16 protein-coding genes are annotated in these 15654 nt (G+C 71.0%); 9 read left to right on the forward strand and 7 right to left on the reverse strand.

Going from position 1 to position 15654, the window contains the following annotated elements; translation table 11 throughout:
- From ACIBNE_RS33360 to ACIBNE_RS33385, 6 genes are all read left to right on the forward strand, one after another.
- Positions 1-807, forward strand: a complete 807-nt coding sequence (locus ACIBNE_RS33360) for a type III pantothenate kinase (protein ID WP_399278290.1) — start codon at positions 1-3, stop codon at positions 805-807.
- Between the two features lie 130 nt (positions 808-937).
- Complete coding sequence (locus tag ACIBNE_RS33365; RefSeq protein ID WP_399278382.1) at positions 938-1510, forward strand: hypothetical protein; 573 nt, start codon at positions 938-940, stop codon at positions 1508-1510.
- A gap of 30 nt (positions 1511-1540) precedes the next feature.
- Positions 1541-1717, forward strand: a complete 177-nt coding sequence (locus tag ACIBNE_RS33370; protein ID WP_399278291.1) for a hypothetical protein — start codon at positions 1541-1543, stop codon at positions 1715-1717.
- Positions 1718-1811: 94 nt separating this feature from the next.
- Positions 1812-2255, forward strand: coding sequence for a BlaI/MecI/CopY family transcriptional regulator (locus ACIBNE_RS33375; protein ID WP_399278293.1), 444 nt, complete (start codon positions 1812-1814; stop codon positions 2253-2255).
- A gap of 9 nt (positions 2256-2264) precedes the next feature.
- Complete coding sequence (locus tag ACIBNE_RS33380) at positions 2265-2798, forward strand: amino-acid N-acetyltransferase (RefSeq protein WP_399278296.1); 534 nt, start codon at positions 2265-2267, stop codon at positions 2796-2798.
- Between the two features lie 166 nt (positions 2799-2964).
- Positions 2965-3300 carry an Lsr2 family protein gene (locus ACIBNE_RS33385; RefSeq protein WP_399278298.1) on the forward strand — a complete coding sequence of 112 codons (336 nt, stop codon included), beginning with the start codon at positions 2965-2967 and terminating at the stop codon, positions 3298-3300.
- On the opposite strand, the gene ACIBNE_RS33390 is transcribed toward ACIBNE_RS33385, so the two are convergent.
- Positions 3279-3899 carry an SCO3374 family protein gene (locus ACIBNE_RS33390; RefSeq protein WP_399278300.1) on the reverse strand — a complete coding sequence of 207 codons (621 nt, stop codon included), beginning with the start codon at positions 3897-3899 and terminating at the stop codon, positions 3279-3281. The genes ACIBNE_RS33385 and ACIBNE_RS33390 overlap by 22 nt on opposite strands.
- A 441-nt stretch (positions 3900-4340) precedes the next feature.
- Between ACIBNE_RS33390 and ACIBNE_RS33395 the strand changes: the two genes are divergently transcribed.
- Entirely contained in the window at positions 4341-6863 is a 2523-nt protein-coding gene (locus tag ACIBNE_RS33395) for an ATP-dependent Clp protease ATP-binding subunit (RefSeq protein WP_399278301.1), read from the forward strand.
- A gap of 72 nt (positions 6864-6935) precedes the next feature.
- Here the strand turns inward: ACIBNE_RS33395 and ACIBNE_RS33400 are convergent, their stop codons facing one another.
- Genes ACIBNE_RS33400 through ACIBNE_RS33415 form a run of 4 tightly spaced genes read right to left on the reverse strand, consistent with a single transcriptional unit; the run spans position 6936 to position 10998 of the window.
- Positions 6936-10058 (reverse strand): NACHT domain-containing protein, encoded by a 3123-nt coding sequence (locus tag ACIBNE_RS33400; protein ID WP_399278303.1) that lies wholly within the window; start codon positions 10056-10058, stop codon positions 6936-6938.
- Positions 10055-10399: a trypco2 family protein gene (locus tag ACIBNE_RS33405; RefSeq protein WP_399278305.1), complete on the reverse strand. Its 345-nt coding sequence runs from the start codon at positions 10397-10399 to the stop codon at positions 10055-10057. Before ACIBNE_RS33405 ends, ACIBNE_RS33400 begins: the two co-directional genes overlap by 4 nt.
- Positions 10400-10456: 57 nt before the next feature.
- A complete protein-coding gene (locus tag ACIBNE_RS33410) occupies positions 10457-10705 on the reverse strand; it encodes a type II toxin-antitoxin system RelE/ParE family toxin (protein ID WP_399278307.1) in 249 nt (82 codons plus the stop codon).
- Positions 10702-10998: a hypothetical protein gene (locus ACIBNE_RS33415; protein WP_399278309.1), complete on the reverse strand. Its 297-nt coding sequence runs from the start codon at positions 10996-10998 to the stop codon at positions 10702-10704. The genes ACIBNE_RS33410 and ACIBNE_RS33415 overlap by 4 nt, the downstream gene beginning before the upstream one ends.
- 276 nt (positions 10999-11274) lie before the next feature.
- Between ACIBNE_RS33415 and ACIBNE_RS33420 the strand changes: the two genes are divergently transcribed.
- Positions 11275-11880, forward strand: coding sequence for a M23 family metallopeptidase (locus tag ACIBNE_RS33420; protein WP_399278311.1), 606 nt, complete (start codon positions 11275-11277; stop codon positions 11878-11880).
- 22 nt (positions 11881-11902) lie between these two features.
- Here the strand turns inward: ACIBNE_RS33420 and ACIBNE_RS33425 are convergent, their stop codons facing one another.
- Positions 11903-12481 (reverse strand): TetR/AcrR family transcriptional regulator, encoded by a 579-nt coding sequence (locus ACIBNE_RS33425; protein WP_399278313.1) that lies wholly within the window; start codon positions 12479-12481, stop codon positions 11903-11905.
- A 115-nt stretch (positions 12482-12596) separates the two neighbouring features.
- Between ACIBNE_RS33425 and ACIBNE_RS33430 the strand changes: the two genes are divergently transcribed.
- Positions 12597-14144: an MDR family MFS transporter gene (locus ACIBNE_RS33430; RefSeq protein ID WP_399278315.1), complete on the forward strand. Its 1548-nt coding sequence runs from the start codon at positions 12597-12599 to the stop codon at positions 14142-14144.
- Between the two features lie 210 nt (positions 14145-14354).
- On the opposite strand, the gene cseC is transcribed toward ACIBNE_RS33430, so the two are convergent.
- On the reverse strand, positions 14355-15650 hold the full coding sequence (cseC, locus tag ACIBNE_RS33435) for a two-component system sensor histidine kinase CseC (protein WP_399278317.1): 1296 nt from the start codon (positions 15648-15650) through the stop codon (positions 14355-14357).
- Positions 15651-15654 lie beyond the last annotated feature (4 nt).

Consider the following 15654-nt stretch of genomic DNA (forward strand, 5'->3'; position numbering starts at 1 on the left):
ATGCTCCTGACCATCGACGTCGGCAACACCCACACCGTCCTCGGCCTCTTCGACGGCGAGGAGATCGTCGAGCACTGGCGGGTCTCCACCGACCCGCGCCGCACCGCCGACGAGCTCGCGGTCCTGCTCAACGGCCTGATGGGGATGCACCCGCTGCTGGGCGTGGAGCTCGGCGACGGCATCGACGGCATCGCGATCTGCGCCACCGTCCCCTCCGTGCTGCACGAGCTGCGCGAGGTGACCCGCCGCTACTACGGCGACGTCCCGGCCGTCATCGTGGAGCCCGGCATCAAGACGGGCGTCCCGGTCCTCACCGACAACCCCAAGGAGGTCGGCGCGGACCGCATCATCAACTCGGTGGCGGCCGTGGAGCTGTACGGGGGACCGGCGATCGTCGTGGACTTCGGCACGGCGACGACCTTCGACGCGGTCAGCGCCAAGGGCGAGTACGTGGGCGGGGTCATCGCCCCCGGCATAGAGATCTCCGTCGAGGCGCTGGGCGTCAAGGGCGCGCAGCTGCGCAAGATCGAGCTGGCCCGCCCGCACCGCGCGATCGGCAAGAACACGGTCGAGGCCATGCAGTCCGGGATCGTCTACGGGTACGCGGGCCAGGTCGACGGGGTCGTACGGCGCATGAAGCGCGAGCTGGCGGGCCCCGCCGGGGACCCGGACGACGTCACGGTGATCGCGACGGGCGGGCTCGCGCCGATGGTGCTCGGCGAGGCGGAGCAGATCGACGAGCACGAGCCGTGGCTGACGCTGATAGGGCTGCGCCTGGTGTACGAGCGGAACGTCGCGCGCATGTGAGGCGGGGCGGGCGGCGGCCCGCGTCCGGTGCGACCGGGCCGCCGCCACGCCTACGGGGCAATTAACCCGATTTTGTCCATTTAGCACGTATCGTCGTTTCATGCCCACGCCATACGGATCCCGGGGCGGCATGGCCTTCGGCTCGGACGAGCTGCGCGTGCTCCGCCGAGCCCTCGCCCACGCCCTGCACCCCGCCCCGCTCGCCGACGAGGACGTTCAGGACTGCCTGCGCCTCGCGGACTCCGTGGACGACGCGGTGCGCGAGGCGGGCAGGCTGCGCGCCTTCCTCCTCGCCGACCTCGCCCGCTACCGCGCCTCCCTGCCCGCCGCGGCCCCCGGCTACCTGGAGCTCCTCCAGGACGCCCTGGCCGCTGGCTACGACCCCGCCCCCGAGGACCTGGCCGCGCTGCGCACCCTGCGCGCCAACCCCGTCGGCGCCGTGCTCCTCGGCCGCTGCCAGACCCTCGCCGAACGCTCGGTGCGCGCCCGTCTGGCGGGCGCCACGGCCTCCTCCCGCGCCCGCGCGGCGACCCCGGGCCCGCGCACCCGCCTGCTCGCCCTGCCCGGCGGCAGGGCGGCCGACGACCCCAGGCCCGGCCCCTCGGACCCGGCCCCCGCCGAACGCCCCGTACCGAAGCCGTCGGAGGTCTTCCCGCCGCGCCGCCGCCCCGCGCCCCCGCCGCAGGAGCGGGCCGCGGGCTAGCGCCGGACGGGTCCTGGCTACCCTGAAGGCATGGACTACGTATCCGCGCTCCTTCCCCCCGTCGTGATGGCCGGCTTCTTCATCTGGCTCATCGTCACGATCGTCAAGACCCAGGGCGGCCCGAACAAGGCCAAGGAGGACGCCGCGGTGGACGCGGCGCTCGCCCGTGCGGAGGCGGCGCGGCCGAAGACCGGCGACGCCGCCTAGCCGCCCCCGAGGGCGTACGGCCATTCCCGCGCCGTGCGCCCTTTTGCTCCGCAAATAACCAGCCATTCCGGGCATCTGCCACTATGGTGTCGCTGTGCCGCGCCAATTGGGAGAGCTGGAAGACGCCGTCATGACGCGCGTCTGGCAATGGAACCGGCCGGTCACCGTCCGGGAAGTGCTCGAAGACCTTCAGCGGGAACGGTCCATCGCCTACACCACGGTCATGACCGTAATGGACAATCTCCATCAGAAGGGCTGGGTGCGCCGGGAAGTCGACGGCCGCGCATATCGCTATACGGCGGTCTCCACCCGCGCCGCCTACTCGGCCGCACTGATGAACGAGGCCTGGTCCAAGAGCGACAATCCCGCCGCGGCCCTGGTCGCCTTCTTCGGGATGATGTCGGCCGAGCAGCGCGAAGACCTGCAGGCGGCGGTGCGGATGGTCCAGGACTCCCCGCAGGAAGCCCCGGAAGCCCCGGGGGAACGGGAACCCGCCTCTCCGGCTCCCGCCGACACCGCGCCGAACGCGGGGCGATAGCGTCCCGGCATGTCGCTCACGCCGCTCACGCCGCCAGCAAAAGACATCACCGTGCGCCGGGCCAGGACCACCGATGTGCCCGCGATCCGCGACCTCCTCGACGGGTACACCGACCAAGGCATCCTCCTCGACAAAGCGACGGTCACGCTTTACGAGTCCATCCAGGAGTTCTGGGTCGCGGAACGCGACGGGGACGCCGGCGTCATCGGCTGCGGAGCTCTCCACGTGATGTGGGAAGACCTCGCCGAAGTACGCACTCTCGCCGTCGACCCGTCCGTCAAGGGCGGCGGAGTGGGGCATCAAGTGCTTGACAAGTTGCTGCAGACCGCCCGCTGGCTCGGCGTGCGCCGGGTTTTCTGTCTCACCTTCGAAGTCGGCTTCTTCGCGAAGCACGGGTTCGAGGAGATCGACGGCTCTCCGGTCGGCGGAGATGTCTACACCGAGCTCCTGCGTTCCTATGACGAGGGCGTCGCCGAGTTCCTGGGTCTCGAACGAGTGAAGCCGAACACCTTGGGTAACACTCGGATGCTTCTGCACCTGTGATCGTCAGAAGCGGTCAGAACCCGGTCGGAAGCGGTGCGGATCCCTATGTCCGAATCGCGCATGTTTCCCGCGTTCTTGTGCTCCTGAACCTCTGCCAGGGGTTTGTGTTTTCCAGGCAAAAGCGGTTTCCTTTCCGCGTACTGCATTTTCGATGAAAGGAAATCCGGTGGCACAGAAGGTTCAGGTCCTTCTTGTCGATGACCTCGACGGCGGCGAGGCGGACGAGACGGTGACGTTCGCGCTGGACGGCAAGACGTACGAGATCGACCTCACCACCGCCAACGCGGACAAGCTGCGAGGTCTTCTCGAGCCGTACACCAAGGGCGGCCGTCGCACCGGTGGCCGTGCGTCCACCGGTCGCGGCAAGGCGCGCGCGGGCGTCGGCGGCAACAAGGACACCGCCGAGATCCGCAAGTGGGCCAAGGAGAACGGCTACAACGTGAACGACCGGGGCCGCGTCCCGGCCGAGATCCGCGAGGCCTACGAGAAGGCCAACGGCTGAGCACCGCGACGCGCACCGCGCGTCAACCGGACCCGGTGGCACTCGGTGGCCGCCGCGTCCACGAGCCGTACGAGATCGGGGGCGCCCGACGCTCGACTGCCCCCCGCTCCCGCACGGGCGAAGCCGGTGAAGGCGGGGAGCACCGGCTCCACCTCGCGCCGCGGCTCGGGGGGCCGCAGCCAGCGAGCGGTCCCCTGCGCACCGGCCGGGCCGCCCGCGGGCCGATCCGCCGGAGCGGGCGGCACGGGGGCGGTGATCCTGCCCCCCGCGCCCACGGCCGTCAGGTCGAGCGCCACCCCGCCCCACTCCAGCCACTCCAGGAGGCCGGGCACCTCGTCGGCGCTCCCGGCCGCCAGCAGGATCCGCATCCGCTGCCCCATGAGGGCCACGGGGCCCGTCCCGCCGCAGCGCCGCAGCACCGCGTGGCCCGCGTCGGCGGGCAGCTCCAGCACGTCGAACCTGAGCCCGGTCACGAGCTGCACGGGCGAGTCGCCCGGGGCCTGCGCCGTGGCCCAGCCCAGCTCGTTCTCGTACCACTCGGCGATGCCGCCGGGAGGGCCGGGACGAGGCGCGCGCGGAATCGGGACAGTGATGGCCATGTCCGGAGCAACTGCGTCCGGCGCCACCGGGTTACGCAGCGTCCGCGACCGTACGCGGAACGTGTCCGCTCCGGGGGCGCGCGCGTGTCAACAAGAGCGCAAGGGTGTTCGCCCGTAGCTGAGGGAACCGGCGTGCGCCGCATGGAGTGTCAGTGCTTACGGGTAAGACATTCCTAGTGGAGAGGGGCGACACGCCGGTCGGCGCGTCTCACGTTCGCCACGGGCGTAGTGAAGACAGGGGTATCTGCCTGGCCTGCGGGAACATCGTCTCGCACCATCGGGTTGGAGCAGTTGTCGGCGTTCGGGGTCTGGAGGCCCCCAGGTTCTCGGCCGGGTGTCGGCAGTTGGAATGAGCGGTCCCCGCTTGCGGGACTAAGCTGCGGAAGGACAGGGAGGGGACCGACCCCTTTACTGCCTGACCGCTCTGAGGAGCGATTAACGATGTTCGAGAGGTTCACCGACCGCGCGCGGCGGGTTGTCGTCCTGGCTCAGGAAGAAGCCCGGATGCTCAACCACAACTACATCGGCACCGAGCACATCCTCCTGGGCCTTATCCACGAGGGTGAGGGTGTCGCCGCTAAGGCCCTGGAGAGCCTCGGGATTTCTCTTGAGGCGGTCCGCCAGCAGGTGGAGGAGATCATCGGCCAGGGCCAGCAGGCCCCGTCCGGGCACATCCCCTTCACGCCCCGTGCCAAGAAGGTCCTGGAGCTGTCGCTCCGAGAGGCCCTGCAGCTGGGCCACAACTACATCGGCACCGAGCACATCCTGCTCGGCCTGATCCGCGAGGGCGAGGGCGTCGCCGCCCAGGTCCTCGTGAAGCTGGGCGCCGACCTCAACCGGGTGCGGCAGCAGGTCATCCAGCTGCTCTCCGGCTACCAGGGCAAGGAAGCCGCCACCGCCGGCGGCCCTGCCGAGGGCACGCCCTCCACGTCCCTGGTGCTCGACCAGTTCGGCCGCAACCTGACGCAGGCCGCCCGTGAGTCCAAGCTCGACCCGGTCATCGGGCGCGAGAAGGAGATCGAGCGCGTCATGCAGGTCCTGTCGCGCCGCACGAAGAACAACCCGGTCCTCATCGGCGAGCCCGGCGTCGGCAAGACCGCCGTCGTCGAGGGACTGGCCCAGGCCATCGTCAAGGGCGAGGTGCCCGAGACCCTCAAGGACAAGCACCTCTACACCCTGGACCTCGGCGCGCTCGTCGCCGGATCCCGCTACCGCGGTGACTTCGAGGAGCGCCTGAAGAAGGTCCTCAAGGAGATCCGCACCCGCGGCGACATCATCCTGTTCATCGACGAGCTCCACACCCTCGTGGGTGCGGGCGCCGCCGAGGGCGCGATCGACGCCGCCAGCATCCTCAAGCCGATGCTGGCCCGCGGCGAGCTCCAGACGATCGGTGCGACGACGCTCGACGAGTACCGCAAGTACCTGGAGAAGGACGCCGCGCTGGAGCGCCGCTTCCAGCCCATCCAGGTCGCGGAGCCGTCGCTGCCGCACACCATCGAGATCCTCAAGGGCCTGCGCGACCGGTACGAGGCGCACCACCGCGTCTCCATCACCGACGAGGCGCTGGTCCAGGCCGCGACCCTGGCCGACCGGTACATCTCGGACCGCTTCCTGCCGGACAAGGCGATCGACCTGATCGACGAGGCCGGATCCCGCATGCGCATCCGCCGGATGACCGCGCCGCCGGACCTCCGCGAGTTCGACGAGAAGATCGCCGGCGTCCGCCGGGACAAGGAGTCCGCGATCGACTCGCAGGACTTCGAGAAGGCCGCGTCCCTGCGCGACAAGGAGAAGCAGCTCCTCGCCGCGAAGGCCAAGCGCGAGAAGGAGTGGAAGGCCGGCGACATGGACGTCGTCGCCGAGGTCGACGGCGAGCTGATCGCCGAGGTCCTCGCGACCGCGACGGGCATTCCGGTCTTCAAGCTGACCGAGGAGGAGTCCAGCAGGCTCCTGCGCATGGAGGACGAACTCCACAAGCGCGTCATCGGTCAGAAGGACGCCGTCAAGGCCCTTTCGAAGGCCATTCGCCGTACGCGCGCCGGCCTGAAGGACCCGAAGCGTCCCGGCGGCTCGTTCATCTTCGCCGGTCCGTCCGGTGTCGGTAAGACCGAGCTGTCGAAGTCGCTCGCCGAATTCCTCTTCGGCGACGAGGACGCGATGATCTCCCTCGACATGTCGGAGTTCAGCGAGAAGCACACGGTTTCCCGCCTCTTCGGTTCGCCCCCCGGATACGTGGGTTACGAAGAGGGCGGCCAGCTCACCGAGAAGGTGCGCCGCAAGCCGTTCTCCGTCGTCCTCTTCGACGAGGTCGAGAAGGCCCACCCCGATATCTTCAATTCCCTTCTCCAGATCCTGGAGGACGGTCGCCTGACCGACTCCCAGGGCCGGGTCGTGGACTTCAAGAACACGGTCATCATCATGACGACCAACCTCGGGACCAGGGACATCTCGAAGGGCTTCAACCTCGGCTTCGCGGCCGCGGGCGACACGAAGACCAACTACGAGCGGATGAAGAACAAGGTCAGCGACGAGCTGAAGCAGCACTTCCGCCCGGAGTTCCTGAACCGCGTCGACGACATCATTGTCTTCCCGCAGCTCACCGAGGACGACATCCTCCAGATCGTCGACCTGATGATCGGCCGCGTGGACGAGCGTCTGAAGGACCGCGACATGGGCATCGAGCTCAGCTCGACCGCCAAGTCGCTCCTCGCGAAGAAGGGCTACGACCCCGTGCTGGGCGCCCGGCCGCTGCGCCGGACCATCCAGCGCGAGATCGAGGACACGCTCTCCGAGAAGATCCTCTTCGGCGAGCTGCGTCCCGGTCACATCGTGGTCGTGGACACCGAGGGCGAGGGCGCGGACCAGAAGTTCACGTTCCGCGGCGAGGAGAAGTCGGCGCTGCCCGACGTCCCCCCGATCGAGTCCGCCGCAGGCGGCGGCCCGGACCTGACGAAGGGCGCGTGACGCGCCGCTGACGGTCGGAACCGCCCCGGCCCCGTACGCACCGCGTACGGGGCCGGGGCGGTTTTCCGTGCGTCAGAGGACCTTGCGGACGGTGAGGCGGTCACCGAAGGCGCGGTGGCCCCTCAGCCGGGACTTCGGGAGGTCGTAGGTGTCGACCTCCAGGTCCGGTACCGCCTGGAGCGGCGTGAGGTCCACGGGCAGGTCTCCCTGCGGGCAGGACAGGCCGAGCCAGCTGAGCGAGGGGAAGAGCCGGACCACGGTGCTCAGGTCGCAGGACGACTTGCTCGGATCCACCCGGACCTCCAGCCACTCGACGTGGGACAGCGGCGGACCGCCGTCGAAGACCAGCAGTTCCCGGAGCGTGTCGGGGAGGAGCAGGGCGACGTGCCTGGCGGCCTTCCAGTCGTGCAGCCCCCGCAGGTCCATCTCGCTTTCGCCGTGGATGAACAGCCGGACGACGCCGGGGTGCGGCGGTACGTCGGAGAGCCGGTGGAGCGGGGCGCCGCGGAGGGTGAGCTGGCGCAGGGAGGGGACGGCGGCGATCTCCGTCAGCGGGGGGTAGTCGGTTTCGGGGCCGGCGGTCAGGGTCAGGGAGTCCAGTGCGATGAACCGGGGGAGCGCGGCCAGGCACTCCGGGGACAGCGAGCCCCTGAGCCCGAGCGTGCCCAGGGTGCCCCGGGAGGCGTCGAGGAACGACAGGTCCTCCACGGCCTCGGCCGTGAAGTGCACCCCGTACCACGCGCGCCCCGCGAGCGCGGCGTCCAACTGGGCGGTGGTGAACGCCCCGGACAGCGTGAGCCGCCAGGCGGAGGGTATGCGGGGCAGCTGGGCCAGCTCCTCGGGCTCGTTGACGAGCAGGAACGTGTCGCGCAGGTCGAGCCGGGAGAGCACCTGACGGGCGTACGGCTCGGTGGGGAAGTACGACCAGTACCTGGCCAGCGGGCCCCGCGCGTCGGGATGGCCGGTGAAGCGGGCCGCGTACTCCACCGCCTCGATGCCCCCGACCTCGGAGATCAGGTCCGTGTAGGCGGCGACGTCCTCCTTGGACATTCCGGTCGGGGCGGGGATCAGGTCGAGGACGTAGGTGCCCAGCCGCGCCAGGCTCAGCACCGTGTGCCGCTGGGGCGGGAGCATCGCCGTGAGGCTCTTGCGCAGCCGCTCCACCGTGGCCTCGTCCAGGCGCGCCCCGTGCTGGCTGCACAGGCCCGCCAGGACGGGGGAGTAGTTGCTGCGCAGCGAGCGGCGGGGGGCCCTGCTCAGCAGGCCCTCGACCAGTTCGGTGAGCTGCTGGCGGGTGCAGTGGCCCGCCGCGAGCAGGATGACGTCCTCCCACTGGTCGTCGGTGCCGTGCTGGAGCAGTTCCTTGAGGTGCCCTCCGGTGGTGAACTCCTTGGCCGCCAGGAAGTCCTGGAAGGTGCGGTGGGTGAACTGGAAGGAGTCCTCGGCCCGTTCCTGGAGCAGTCCGCTGCGGTTGAGGAGGTGGTTCAGGACGGCCTCGGGCGCGTACTTGGTCGCGACCATGCCGCGCAGCCCCAGGGCGAGCTGCTTCAGGGCGTCCTGCTTGTCGAACTCGCTCTGGCCGCCGCGCACCAGCCAGACCGCGATCACCTGGAGGAGCTCGTACGACTCCTTGAGGCCGAGCGTGACGCCCTCGGTCGGGCCGACCTTGCGGCGCTTGTCGCGCTCGCCCAGGAGCATGTCCAGGGCCGACTTGTAGAGGTCCCAGCGGGTGCTGGGCAGGAAGCCGTCCCTGCGGGTGTGCAGCGCGCAGATGACCGCGCACAGCAGCGGGGTGCTGGCGAGGTCGGTGAGGGTGTCGTTCTGCTTGAGCTGGTGGATCAGGCCGCGCTCCAGCTCGGTCAGCGCCTCCGGCTCGTCGCTCTCCAACCGGGCGGCGCGGTGCCAGGCGGAGACGAACGCCCGGATGTCGCTGTCGCGCAGCGGCAGCAGCCGCAGCTCCTGGAAGTCCTGCTCCTTGAGCCAGTCGGTCTCCACGGCGAGCGGCCGCACGGTGACCAGACAGCGCGACTTCGGGTACTGGTCGAGCAGCCGGGTCAGCCAGGTGTACGCCTCCTCGCGGTCCTCCGCCGTGACCTCGTCGAGCCCGTCGATCAGCAGGTAGGCGCGGCCCGATCTGAGGACGCGGCCCGCCCAGCCCGGCGGGGGCGCCTCGACGGCCAGGCCGGCGGCGAGCGGCAGGGCGTCGGGCGAGGGGAAGTCGGACTGCCGGGCGCGCAGCGAGCGCAGCGGTACGACGAAGGGGACGCGGTCGTTGAGGTGGGCGAGCGAGGGGCCCATGGTGCGGGCGGAGGTGTGGGCGGCGAGCCACCACACCAGGGTGGTCTTGCCCGCGCCCGCGGCGCCGCGCAGCAGTACCCGGGAGCGGCCCGCGAGCAGGGGTTCGATGCGCTGCGGGACGGGTGCGTCGCCCGCCGACTTCGGTTCGGCCTCCAGGCTGAGGTAGGCGGTGTCCAGGTCCCACTCGGCCTCGCGGCGGCTCAGGTCGTCCAGGCCGAAGATCTTGGTGCGGCGGTAGACGCCGTCGACGGCGCGGGCGTACTCGCGTTCGTAGAGGACGTCCAGCCGGTGGTGGCTGTCGATCGGTTCGAGGCTGATCTTGCGCAGTTCGTCGAGGGCCGACAGCGGGGTGCCGGTGACCCGCACGTGGTCGCGGCCCTTGGGGACGCTGGTGACGATGCCGAGCAGGACGTCCCCGGCGAAGACGGGGGATCCCGAGAGGCCCGCGAGCGGGGAGGTGCCGTCGGTGCGCTCGGCGACGGACGGCTGGTCGAAGCCGAAGGTGAGGACCCTGCGGGGGCGGCCCGCCGCGGGCAGGACGGTGCCGGTGAACTGGTCGAGGGCGAGGTGGCCCTCGGCGCCGTACCGCTGGATGTCGGGGAAGCCGGTGACGACGCAGTCGGGGATCGGGTCGTCGGAGGTGATGGTGCCGCAGCGCATGCCGGTGCTGTCGGTCACCAGGGGTTCGCTCAGGTCCAGGGCGCAGACGTCGAGCGCCTCGTCGGTCCACAGGACGGTGGCGGCCCGGCGTCCGGACAGCGCGGGGTGGGCGACGACGGGGCTCGGGTTGCCGCCGACGACGTGCGCGCAGGTGAGCACGGTGGTGCGGGAGATGAGCACGCCGCTGCCCTGGACGTCGCCGATGACGACGACCGTGCGGTCGACCGCGCCGGTCATGACGTGCCGAAGTGCGCGGTGCCGCCCTGCTGCTCGTTGCCGACGACCCAGGAGCCGCCGGTCGTGGTGTCCCGGGGTTTGAGCGTGAAGGCGACGCGGTGGGTGCGGGCGCTCGACGCGCCGGCGTCGGTGCCCGCCTCCACGACCCACGCCTTGACCTTGACCCCGCCCTTGACCTCCTTGCGCAGCTCCAGTGCGAACTCCATCTGGATGTCGCCCACTTCGAAGGCGACGGGCTGCCCGGCCGTGCGTCCCGCCGCCTCGACCAGCTGGTCGCGCAGCGACGCGATGGCGTCGGCGAGTTCGATTCCGTCGAAGCCGTCGGAGCCGTTCGTGTTCATGCCGTCCCCCTCGTCGAGGCGCCAACTGCCCGCTGTGGTGCGGAAGGTGAATCCTAGTCAGGCGTGGACGATGCGGAGGGCCGTTACGACGAGGACCTCCGCGCTCACGTAGTAGACGACGAACGTGCCGCCCACCGTGATCTCGCGGTAGTCGCGTTCGTGTTTGATCGCCGTCGAGCCGTGGCCGTACGGGTCGGTGCCCAGGGCCTGGGTCATGGCCGTTTCGAAGCGGTGGCGTAACGCGCGGTCCATGGCCCTGCGGTCGGCCTCGGCCTGGTCTGCGTACTGGATGCGGTAGACGCTCACACCGCTCCAGCCGGGGGCTCGGCGGTGGTGTCGTCCTGCGGCACGCAGCCGGAGAAGTCGCCCTCGCGCAGCCGGGCGACCGTCTCGGCGTCCTCCGCGTGCGCCTCGGGCGGCAGGGCCCAGCGGGCGAGGACGCGGTGGAGGTACTGGCCGGGGGTGCGGGCGACCTCCGCGTCGAACGACGCGACGTCGGCGGTGCGCAGGGTCGCGCGGATGCCCGCGACGGTGGCGGGGAGCTGGACCGGCTTGCCCCTGATGTGGGTGGTCCAGGTCGCTGCCGCGCTCTCGGCCATGGCGGGCTCCTTCGTGGGGCGGGTCGGGGAGTGGCGGGGGCCACAGCGGGGCCGCGCGGCCGGTGACAAGGCGCACAGCCGGATCGGCGCCTACTAGGCAGGTTAGGGGCGGTCGGGGGCGGGTGGGAGGCCCTGTCGGGGCGCGCGGCTACGGCCCGGGGTCGTAGTGGGGCGTTTTGGGGCGTAAGGGGGTGCCGGGTTACCAAAGTGGGGCGAGCCCGGAGGCGTGAGGCGCCCCGGGTTCTTCCCTTGCCCGGTCCACCTGGAGGTTGTCGCATGTTCCCGCGTACCGAGGTCCGCCGCCGTTTCCCGGCGGCGGTCGCTGCCGCCGCCGGTGTCCTGGTGCTCGGCACGGGCGGCGCGGTCGCGGCCGACGGCGCCGCCGAGTCGGTGGCCGCGCAGGCCGACGCGCAGGCCAGGGCGGCGGCGAAGGCCAGGGCCGCGGCCCTGGCGAAGGCGCGGGCGTGGTGCGACCCGGTCGGGGGCGGCTACGTGCTGAGCGCGAGCTACGGCAGCGGCGGCGCGCGGTGGGCCCGTACGCACTCCGGGCAGGACTTCGCGGTCCCGGTGGGCACCCGGGTGGTGGCCGTGCACACGGGCACCGTCGTGAAGGCGGGGGCGAACGGCGCCGGGGACGGCCCCGCGTACGGCAACGCCGTGGTGATCAAGCACGACGACGACACGTACTCGCAGTACGCGCACCTGTCGCGGGTCGACGTGCGCCCCGGGCAGCGGGTCGCGACCGGGGAGGTCGTGGCGCTCTCCGGGAACACCGGCAACTCCAGCGGACCCCACCTGCACTTCGAGATCCGGACCACGCCCCGCTTCGGGTCGGCGGTCGACCCGGTGGCGCACCTGCGCGCGGTGGGCGTGCGCGTCTGAACCCGGCTTCCCGCGCGGGGGCTCAGCGGTTCTCGTGCGCCTGGGCGATCAGGTCGAGCGCCACTTCGAGCACCGCCGCGTGCTTCTCCTCCGGGTCCCCCTCGACCCCGTTGAGCAGCAGCGTTCCCGCGTGCATCGTGGTGAGCGCCGAGAAGCAGCGCAGGTGCGAGGTGAGCTTGGCGTCGGGGTCCTTGAGCAGGTCGACGAGGGCCAGGACGCGGGCCTTGAAGGACTCGCCGATCTTCAGGTCCCGTACGGTCCCCTGGTTCTCCTGCATGAAGCGGAAGACCGGGGCGGCCCGGACGAGCGTCTCGCCGTAGCGGCGGATGATCTCCTGCTTCGTCTCCAGCGTCCTGGGCTGCTCCTTCGCCCAGGCGATCAGCTCGTTGACCGGCGTCTCGACGCCCTCGAAGAGGGTGACCAGGATGTCTTCCTTGGTCTTGAAGTGGTAGTACAGCGCGGCCTTGGTGACGTCGAGGCGCTCGGCGATCTCGCGCAGCGAGGTCTTCTCGTACCCCTGCTCGCCGAAGAGTTCCAGGGCCACCTCCTGGATGCGCAGGCGGGTGTCCCCGCGGCGCGGCTGGCGCGTGCTGCTGCCCATGACCTCACTCGCTCGTTTACTTACTTGACGCCCGGCTAGTTGGGCACCTACCTTCCCTCAGTGTAGTTACTTGCCGGGCGGCAAGTAAGTGGACGGTCTAGGGGGAGTCGGACCCATGGGGAAAGTCAAGGAAGAACGCGAAGAACGCAGCGTGCGGGCCGTGATGCTCGCGCTGATGATCGCGATCCTGCTGGCCATGCTGGACAACATGATCGTCGGCACCGCCATGCCGACGATCGTCGGCGAGCTGGGCGGGATGGCGCACCTGTCGTGGGTGGTCACCGCCTACACGCTGGCCACCGCCGCGTCCACGCCGATCTGGGGGAAGCTCGGTGACCTGTTCGGGCGCAAGGGCGTCTTCCTCACCTCCATCGTGGTCTTCCTGGTGGGCTCGGCGCTCAGCGGAATGGCCCAGGACATGGGGCAGCTCATCGGCTTCCGGGCCGTGCAGGGGCTCGGCGCCGGCGGTCTGATGGTCGGCGTCATGGCGATCATCGGCGACCTCGTGCCGCCCCGGGAGCGCGGCAAGTACCAGGGCATGATGTCCGCGGTGATGGCCGTCGCGATGATCGGCGGGCCGCTGGTCGGCGGCACCATCACCGACCACCTCGGCTGGCGCTGGTCGTTCTACATCAACCTGCCGCTGGGCGCGGTCGCGCTCGCGATGGTCACCGCCGTACTGCACCTGCCGAAGCGCGAGCGGACCACCAAACCGCGCATCGACTACCTCGGCGCCGCGCTGCTGACCGTCGGCATCACCGCGATCGTGCTCGTCACGACCTGGGGCGGCACGGAGTACGCCTGGTCCTCCGCGGTCATCATGGAACTCGTCGCGATCGGCGTCGCCTCGCTCGTCGGCTTCCTCTTCGTCGAGACGAAGGCGGCCGAGCCGATCATGCCGCTGCACATCTTCCGCAGCCGCAACTTCTCGCTGATGTCCGCCGCGGGGTTCCTCACCGGCTTCGTGATGTTCGGCGCCGTGCTGTTCCTGCCGCTCTTCCAGCAGTCCGTGCAGGGCGCGTCCGCGACCAACTCGGGGCTGCTGCTCCTGCCGCTGCTGATGGCGATGCTGATCGTGTCGGTGTTCGTGGGGCGGGCCACCACCAACACCGGGAAGTACAAGGCCTTCCCGGTCGCCGGCGGCGCGCTGATGACCGTCGGGTTCTTCCTGCTGTCCACGATGGACACCGGGACCTCGCGGCTGACCGCCGCGCTCTACATGATCGTGCTCGGCGCCGGCATGGGCTTCCTGATGCAGATCACCATGCTGGTCGCGCAGAACAGCGTGGAGCTGAAGGACATGGGCGCGGCGTCGTCCGCGACGACCCTGTTCCGGACGCTCGGTTCGTCGTTCGGCGTGGCGCTGATGGGCGCGCTGTTCACGTCCCGGGTGCAGGACGAGATGGCGGTACGGGGCGGGGGCGCGGCGACCGCCGAGTCCGCGCAGCTGGACGCGTCGAGCATGGAGAAGCTGCCGGACGCGGTGCGGGCCGCGTACGAGTACGCGGTGGCCTCCGGGACGCACGCGGCGTTCCTGCTCGGGACGGGGGCGGCGCTGGTGGTGTTCCTGGTGGCGCTGTTCGTACGGGAGGTGCCGCTGCGGGGCGCGGGCGCGGGCGCGCCCAAGGACGCGGCGCCGGAGAAGGTGACGGAGCGGGTGTAGGGGGCCGTTGCCCCGGGGGCGCCAAAGACCGCGCAGTTCCCCGCGCCCCTCAAAGGGGCGCGGGGAACTGCGCGAGAGCGTGGCACACGCCGCGCATGCCCACCCAGCCCCCGGCAGGGTTTCGGGAAGGGGCGGGGAGGGGCCGAGCCCGCCGCAGGCGAAACGGAGCCCCCGGGCAACGGGAACCCCGTGCCCCGTCCACCGGAAGGGCTACTCCTCCGGGGGCATGATCATGGGGAAGCTGCCCGTGTTCGTCGGGGCGTGCTCCGGAAGCCACAGCACCGCGATCGCCCCGCCCCGCACCCCCGCCGCGTTGCGGAACGTGAGCCGCGCCCCCAGCACCCGCGCCTGGCCCGCCGCGATCGTCAGGCCGAGGCCGTGCCCGTGACCGGCACGGTCGCTGCTCCCCGTGCGGAACCGGCTCGGCCCCTCGCGCAGCAGCTCCTCGGGGAAGCCGGTCCCGTGGTCCCTGACCCGCACCACGCGGCCCTCGACCGTGACCTCCACCGGCTTGGAGCCGTGCTTCGCCGCGTTGCCGAGCAGGTTGCCCAGGATCCGCTCCAGGCGCCGGGGATCGGTGCTGACCCACGACTCGTGCACCACCTGGACCTTCACCTCGGGATCGAGCACCGCGATCCGCCGGCTCACGAACTCGCCCAGCGCGATCTGCTGGAGCTCGGCCCGCTCGGACGCCGAGTCGAGGCGGGCCACCTCCAGGACGTCCTCGACCAGCGTGCGCATCGCCCGCGCCCGGTCCAGCACCAGCTCGGTGGGGCGGCCGGGCGGCAGCAGTTCCGCGGCGGTGAGCAGCCCGGTCACCGGGGTGCGCAGCTCGTGCGCGATGTCCGCGGTGACCCGCCGCTCCGCCTCGATGCGCCCGTTGAGCGCGTCGGTCAGCGCGTCGATCGAGCGCGCCAGGTCGTCGGTCTCGTCCCGGACGACCCCGCCGACCGCCTCCCGCACCCGTACGTCCGTGTTGCCCTCGGCCACCTTGCCCGCGGCGGCCGCCGCGCGCCGCAGCCTGCGCGACAGCTGGCCGCCGATCAGCACGCCCAGCGCGCAGCCGCCGAAGACGACCGCGATGGAACCGACGATCAGGGCCTTGTCGAGGTCCTGCATGATCGTCGCGTTGCGCCCGGCGAACCGGCTGTGCAGGGAGAGGACGTCGCCGTTGGCCGTCGGCATCGCCGCCCAGACGTCCGGCGCCCTGCCGGGCCGCTCCTCCACGTGCGTGGCCTTGTTGCCCTTGCGGACCTCCGCGCGCAGGCTCGCGGGCAGCGAGGGGTCGTTGATCTGCGCCTGGAGCAGCGGACGCTTGCCTGAGGAGGACATCCGGTGGGCGAGCGTGAGGCGGTCCAGCTGGAGCTCGCGCATGTTGTCGAGCATCGAGACGCGTGCCGCGTTGTGCACCACGAGGCTGAGGGTGACCGCGATCAGCGCGCCGACGGCCGCGATCGCCATGGCGATCTTCCAGCGGACCCCGGTGCGCGGGACGAGACGCTTCATTCCG

It is taken from the genome of Streptomyces sp. NPDC050504, assembly GCF_044458065.1.
In the GTDB taxonomy this organism is placed as follows: Bacteria; Actinomycetota; Actinomycetes; order Streptomycetales; family Streptomycetaceae; genus Streptomyces.

Coding starts and splice junctions, on each gene's coding strand:
- ACIBNE_RS33360 (WP_399278290.1), top strand. CDS start 1: ATGCTCCTGACCATCGACGTCGGCAACACCCACACCGTCCTCGGCCTC.
- ACIBNE_RS33365 (WP_399278382.1), top strand. CDS start 938: ATGGCCTTCGGCTCGGACGAGCTGCGCGTGCTCCGCCGAGCCCTCGCC.
- ACIBNE_RS33370 (WP_399278291.1), top strand. CDS start 1,541: ATGGACTACGTATCCGCGCTCCTTCCCCCCGTCGTGATGGCCGGCTTC.
- ACIBNE_RS33380 (WP_399278296.1), top strand. CDS start 2,265: ATGTCGCTCACGCCGCTCACGCCGCCAGCAAAAGACATCACCGTGCGC.
- ACIBNE_RS33390 (WP_399278300.1), bottom strand. CDS start 3,899: ATGGCCATCACTGTCCCGATTCCGCGCGCGCCTCGTCCCGGCCCTCCC.
- ACIBNE_RS33395 (WP_399278301.1), top strand. CDS start 4,341: ATGTTCGAGAGGTTCACCGACCGCGCGCGGCGGGTTGTCGTCCTGGCT.
- ACIBNE_RS33400 (WP_399278303.1), bottom strand. CDS start 10,058: ATGACCGGCGCGGTCGACCGCACGGTCGTCGTCATCGGCGACGTCCAG.
- ACIBNE_RS33405 (WP_399278305.1), bottom strand. CDS start 10,399: ATGAACACGAACGGCTCCGACGGCTTCGACGGAATCGAACTCGCCGAC.
- ACIBNE_RS33415 (WP_399278309.1), bottom strand. CDS start 10,998: ATGGCCGAGAGCGCGGCAGCGACCTGGACCACCCACATCAGGGGCAAG.
- ACIBNE_RS33420 (WP_399278311.1), top strand. CDS start 11,275: ATGTTCCCGCGTACCGAGGTCCGCCGCCGTTTCCCGGCGGCGGTCGCT.
- ACIBNE_RS33425 (WP_399278313.1), bottom strand. CDS start 12,481: ATGGGCAGCAGCACGCGCCAGCCGCGCCGCGGGGACACCCGCCTGCGC.
- ACIBNE_RS33430 (WP_399278315.1), top strand. CDS start 12,597: ATGGGGAAAGTCAAGGAAGAACGCGAAGAACGCAGCGTGCGGGCCGTG.
- cseC (WP_399278317.1), bottom strand. CDS start 15,650: ATGAAGCGTCTCGTCCCGCGCACCGGGGTCCGCTGGAAGATCGCCATG.